The organism is Streptomyces sp. NPDC005151 (genome assembly GCF_053599875.1).
Map to the genome: position 1 here is coordinate 1 of NZ_JBSFYR010000192.1, position 5,506 is coordinate 5,506.

5 protein-coding genes and 1 pseudogene are annotated in these 5,506 nt (G+C 66.5%); 3 read left to right on the forward strand and 3 right to left on the reverse strand.

Features of this window, described 5'->3' with window-relative positions; genetic code table 11:
• The coding region (locus ACWD6R_RS39625; RefSeq protein WP_451823196.1) for a hypothetical protein at positions 1-186 on the forward strand (186 nt) is incomplete at its 5' end.
• Between the two features lie 114 nt (positions 187-300).
• Here the strand turns inward: ACWD6R_RS39625 and ACWD6R_RS39630 are convergent.
• Positions 301-684: pseudogene (locus ACWD6R_RS39630) on the reverse strand (DNA-3-methyladenine glycosylase); the annotation flags it as partial.
• Positions 685-709: 25 nt separating this feature from the next.
• On the opposite strand from ACWD6R_RS39630, the gene ACWD6R_RS39635 reads away from it, so the two are divergent.
• Positions 710-2,176, forward strand: coding sequence for a recombinase family protein (locus ACWD6R_RS39635; RefSeq protein WP_451823197.1), 1,467 nt, complete (start codon positions 710-712; stop codon positions 2,174-2,176).
• A 71-nt stretch (positions 2,177-2,247) separates the two neighbouring features.
• Here ACWD6R_RS39635 and ACWD6R_RS39640 read toward each other — a convergent pair whose 3' ends face one another.
• Positions 2,248-3,066: a hypothetical protein gene (locus ACWD6R_RS39640; protein WP_451823198.1), complete on the reverse strand. Its 819-nt coding sequence runs from the start codon at positions 3,064-3,066 to the stop codon at positions 2,248-2,250.
• Between the two features lie 888 nt (positions 3,067-3,954).
• On the opposite strand from ACWD6R_RS39640, the gene ACWD6R_RS39645 reads away from it, so the two are divergent.
• Positions 3,955-4,491, forward strand: a complete 537-nt coding sequence (locus tag ACWD6R_RS39645) for a putative immunity protein (protein WP_451823199.1) — start codon at positions 3,955-3,957, stop codon at positions 4,489-4,491.
• Positions 4,492-4,719: 228 nt separating this feature from the next.
• Here ACWD6R_RS39645 and istB read toward each other — a convergent pair.
• Positions 4,720-5,506, reverse strand: a 787-nt coding sequence (istB, locus tag ACWD6R_RS39650; protein WP_451823200.1) for an IS21-like element helper ATPase IstB, incomplete at its 5' end; no start/stop codon positions are given.

Here is a 5,506-nt window from a genome sequence, read left to right on the forward strand (position 1 = left end):
TCCGGCGGTTCCAACCTTACCAGACTCTTTTTCGTTTCCGTTTCCGGTCCGAATTTGATTCCGGTGGCCTTTGGAGTGGCCTTTGCCTTTCGGCGTGTCCACTACTTTAGTCGATTTCCTTGGCAGCTCATAATCGAGCCGATGGGATCGAATTACGGCATGCCGAATTCGCACCCGCCAGGGTGAGTCGAAGGTAGTGGTTGGTCGCTTCCGGGTGCTCAGCCTCGGTCCGATGGACCGTGCCGACAGCAGTACCCGTTCAAGCGGCTCGGACTACGTTAGGTGTCCGGCAGAGGCGAGTCAAGTTGCGCGGCGGCGTGGTGTGTGGGGTCGGTACAGGCTCACCGTGGGGTCTCCGTCGATCCAGAAGCGCCAGGGGTGTGGGGCTCCGTCACCGCCCACGCCGGTGCGGGGACCGTTGCGTACCTGGTCGCACGGTGGTGGGGTGCCGTGCAGTACGGACAAAGGGGCACCCGGGTGGGCGATGGCGTCAGTGCCGTTCAGGCTTCGGCCGATGTCGAGGGCGGTAGCCAGACGGGATGGGCCGTTGGCCAGTTCTCGGTCGTTGCGGGCCGAGATTCGACGTTTACGGCTGAGCTCAGCGCCCACCCGGACTTCGCCCGCCCGGAGCAGTACACCGCTCGCCACGCCTTCGGGGCCGCACACCAGGTTGAGGCAGTGCCACGACGACATGTAGGAGAGACAGACGGTGCGAGCGATTATCTACGCCAGGCTCAGCCCAACCCCGAGGGGCGAGGAGTCCAAGGGTGGGAACCTCACGCAACAGGTCGAACTGAGCCAGGCACTGTGCGACCGGAACGGTTGGACCGTTGTAGAGGTCATCACAGAGAAGGACTCTTCGGCGTCGAAGTTCCGCGTCGTTGAGGGCCGCAAGGTGTCGGCTCGCGGTGAAGGCTGGAGGCGCGTGGTCGAGCTGGTTCGCACGGGTACGGCTGACGTCGTCGTAGCCAGGCACTACGACCGCCTCTACCGGACGACACGCGACCTGGTCGAGCTGGTGGACCTGGCCGAGGAGACCGGCGTTCATCTGGCCGCCGCACAGGCTCAGGGCGTCCTGGACTTGGCGACCCCTTCGGGTCGTCTGGCTGCTCGCATCGGCGCTGCGGTAGCCGAGAACGAGACCGAGATGCGAGTAGAGCGTCAGGTGCTCGGTCATCAGCGCCGCAGGGAGTCGGGCAGGCCCTTCTGGAGCACTCGCCCCTTCGGCTTCGAGCGCGACGGCACGCATCGCGAGGAGGAGGCGGAAGCCTTGCGGCAGGCGTACCGGGATGTCCTGGCCGGTGTCTCCCTGTGGTCCATCGCGAAAGACTGGAACGCTCGCGAGCTACTCTCGCCACACGGCAAGGAGTGGCGTAGCTCGAACCTCCGGTGCGTCCTCTTGAAACCGAGGAACGCGGGCATCCAGACGTACTCCCAGTGGGTCGAGAAGCCTGATGGGAGACGCGTACGGGTGACCGAGGAGACCGGCACGGGCAGTTGGGAGCCGATCGTCTCCGAGGGCGTGTTCCGGGCCCTCGCGCGCTACCTGAGCGACCCTGAGCGCAACACGGGCGGCGGAGGGAAGCGCAAGGCTCTGTTGTCCGGCGTGGTCCGCTGCTCGAAGTGTCAGGCCGTCGTGACGCAGGGGTGGAGCAAGAAGAACGCGGCGGGCGAGCGATACAGGATCTACACCTGCTCAGGTGGCCGGTGCATCACATGCCCGGCAGACCCCCTTGACTCCTTCGTGGTCCGGAAGGTCATCGACAGGGCCGAGGAGTGGAACCAGGCTCCGGCCACGGATGCCGCAGACGAGGAGCGCGAGGCCGAGCTACTGGCCGAGGAGGTGGCCACATCCGAGAGGCGTACCGCCCTGGCGGAGATGTTCGCCGTAGGAGACATCGACGCATCGACCATGCGTGCAGGCATCGGCAGGTGTGATGCCGACCTGGCGAAGTTCCGGACCGAGCTGGCAGACCTGGCAACGAAGCGGGTGCGGGTAGATCTGGGGGACGTCGAGTACCTGTGGGAGGAGTTGGACTACGAAGACCCCGACCGGATCGACTACGTGCGGACGGTTGTCATGCAGGTCTGCGAACTCGTCGAGCTGATGCCGAGAGGTCGAGGAGTCCGAGGGTTCAAGTCGGACCACTGCCGGATCACCTTCCGGAACCCGTGAGCGATGCGTCACTGCGGGCTGAGCGGACGGTAGCCAACGACGGGGGCGCCCTTCTGTGGACGATCACGTCGTTATTCCCCAGGGCGTGACCGTGTGAGGCTCGTTCCGATCCGGTCCAGCATCTGACCGAGCAGGTGGAGAGCTCGGGCTCGTGTCGGTGTTCCGCGGGAGGTTCCCCGCCAGTAGTCATCGGTGAACGTTTCGAGGGTAGCGAGGGTCTGGTGTTCGTCGTCTGCGGCCAGTACCAGGACGAACCGCACGTAATCGCCGATGTCGGTGCCCCGTGGATGCTGCTCGGCGAAGCCCCGAAGCCGTGGAGTCAAGGCGGGCAGCGTGCGGGTGGTAGGGAACACCACAGCGAGGCCCGCGAGGGCCAGCCGGACACCCGGACATTCGGCTGCCCATCGGGCGAGCAGGTCCGGGGTGCAGGACTGGACCGCCTCTCGGGCCCGGTTCTCGCTCTCCGGATCTGCATGCCGCGGAGTGTTGGGCCAGCAGTCGGCCAAGTGCCGGCCTGCGACAGTGGCGGCGTGGAACAGCAGGTCAACCGCTTCGAAGCGCTGCTGTGGTGGCACCCGGTCATCGACGGCCAGGGCCGCCAGCAGGGGGACGCCGTCGGCGGTGTCCGGCTGGCAGGTGTCCTGGTGGAGGATCTCGTTGTAGAAGTCGCCGAGGAAGAACCTGTCGTCCGTCCAGAACGGGTCAACTGAGGACTGGAACAACATCGCGGCCTGCGGCGGCTGCGGGCCTGCCAGACGGTCGGTGATGACGTCCCGGAAGCGCCGCCTGATCGGCGGCTCGATGACGCGACCGGCTCTCCAAGCTTCGTAAAGCTCGGCGCCGGTCGCGTCGTCCGGCCGGTCCTTCCGGTCGGAGGTGTGCATGTTCATGGCCAGTGCAGCCTACTGCTGGAGGGATCAGTCAGCCTTGGTCCCCCGGCAGTGCTTACAGACAACCCGCAGACTGACGTGACGTTCGAAGCGGAGTGTCTGACGTACGAGTGCAAGTGGTCGGCGCAGCCGTCGACGGATGGCGGGGCAGTCGACCGTGCATGACAGCGGCCCCCGGCATCGAGCCGAGGGCCTGTCTGCGGTCGCGTGCGGATGTTGTGGACGGTCACGTAATTCCCCGTCCTTGCGGTCACGTAATTCCCCAGCTCCTCGGTTGGGTGGGCGCGGTCCGAGCCGAGGTCGGCGCCGTGAGCCCGGGGCGACCCTGGCAGACTTCGCCGCATGGGATTGTTCAAGTGTTTGTGGCAACTCCAACTGGCCCCACTTCGACACTGAAGTTGGCCCCACGGCCCGGTGGTGGGGGGTCGTGTGAGGGTCGTCAACGTGGCTCCGGCAAGTTGTTTTGGCCCCACCCCGAACGGGTGGGTTCCCTGGCCGTGAGTAGGGCGCTGGGCGGTAGCGTGAAGCACATCGGATTCGATGGACGACGAGCCCCCGACAGGCGCGTCGAGAACACCGCGGATCTCGACCCGTGTTCGATCCGGGACCGACGGATTCTCCGATCCGCGGTGCCCGACGGGGACGGGCATTGGCGCGACCGGCGGAGAACGGTTCGTGCCCAACTGGGCCGAGGCCGGCGCCCCTGAGGGGTGCCGGCCTCGGTCTTAGATGCTCGGGTCATTACTTGTTGTCGACTCACTCAGCCGTAAATCGCCTGGTCTGCGGGTGCCCGCAGACCAGGGATTGCCGCGGTCCTGCCGGGCGTCCCGGTGGGACCGGCTTTCGGGCGGGTGAACGGGCGTCGGCGCACCGGCCAGAATGGAGCGCATGCCAATTGGACCAGGCGATTTCGAGCTGACCATGTGCGAACTGCGGGTCGTGGCCCGCTACGCAGTCGAGAGCGCACAGGAAGTCCTTGCGATCTTCGAGGATGCTCATCCCGAAGACGCGCGGCCTCGCGCTGCCGTCGAAGCTGCATGGACGTTCGCGAACGGCGCTCCACGAACAACGCTGCAGCGCGTTGCCTCGCTGGATGCGCACCGCGCGGCAAAAGCTGCCGTCAGCGAAGCCGCCAGACATGCTGCGCGTGCTGCGGGCGACGCGGCATCCGCTGCGTACCTGCACCCTCTTGCGAAGGCAACCCAGGTTGGCCACATCCTGCGCGCGACCGCAAGCTCGGCGCGGGCAGCCGAGCTTTGCGCGGGCGATGACCCCGCCGTGGGAGACGCGCTGATCCAGCAAGCGCGTCAGCGCGCTACGCCTGTGCTGATCGACGTTCTCGGTCGATACCCCCTCGCCCCCATCGGAAAGAGCCGCGTCGCGCACCTAATGAAGGCCTTGGATAGCTCACTTCGGACACCGTAGAGCAGACCGCCCCTGCGCCCCAGCTGGCACTCATCGCTGATGCCCTGACTCAGTCCGGTGAGGGATCCCCTTCCGGGCACTCGAGGACCGAACTACGCTACGAACGGCAAGGTTGAGCGGCTCTCACCGCACGTGGACCGATCTACGGGGTCCCGCCAGTGAGTCGCTGTTCAAGGCGCCCCACGTCTGCTTCGGCCCGCGAACGGGCTCGTGGGCCCAGGCCCGCCCTCAGGGCTTTCGGTGCTTCTCCTGGGTCTTCTTGAAGCGGAACGATTCGGTGCCGGTCTCAACGATGTGCGCGTTGAACGTGACCCGGTCAACGATCGCCGAGCAGAGCCGGGGGTCGACGAAGGTCTGCTTCCACTCCGAGAACGGCGCGTTCGAGGCGATGGCGATCGCGCGTCGTTCCTCGCGTTCGGTGAACACCTGGAACAGCAGCTTCGCGCCGGGCTTGTCCAGGTCGAGATATCCGAACTCGTCCAGACAGAGCAGGTCAACGCGTCCGTAGCGCGCGAGGGTGCGGCCGAGCTTCTTCTCGTCGGCCGCCTCGGCGAGCTCGTTGACCAGGTTCGCCGTGGTGGTGTAGCGGACCCGCATCCCGGCCTCGGCGATCGCGGTCCCGATGCCGATCAGCAGGTGCGACTTGCCGGTGCCGGAGTCGCCGATCAGGCAAAGCGGCAGGCCGGCCTTCACCCAGGCCGGGTCCGCCAGGGTGCTGACCTGCTCGGGGGTGACGTTCGGGTTCTTCTCGAACTCGAAGTCCTCCAGCCGCTTCGGGCGGGGGAAGTTCGCTTCTCTGACCAGGCGGGTCTTTTTCCGTTCCTCGCGCTGGAGGCATTCGGCTTCCAGCAGGTCGGCCAGGAAGTCCTTGTAACTGGCCCGCTCCTTGAGCGCGGTGGCCGCAATGTCCTCGAAGCGGACTGGTGACGCTCGCGGTGCGGGACCAGGGCGCGTTTGGGCTTCGGCGGTGCGACCGGGTGGCGCCTGTAGTGGGTGGCCTTGGCCCGGCCCAGCG

What these genes read in the sequence shown, in the direction of transcription:
- ACWD6R_RS39645 (WP_451823199.1), top strand. Translation starts at nt 3,955, where the DNA reads ATGCCAATTGGACCAGGCGATTTCGAGCTGACCATGTGCGAACTGCGG.
- ACWD6R_RS39640 (WP_451823198.1), bottom strand. Translation starts at nt 3,066, where the DNA reads ATGAACATGCACACCTCCGACCGGAAGGACCGGCCGGACGACGCGACC.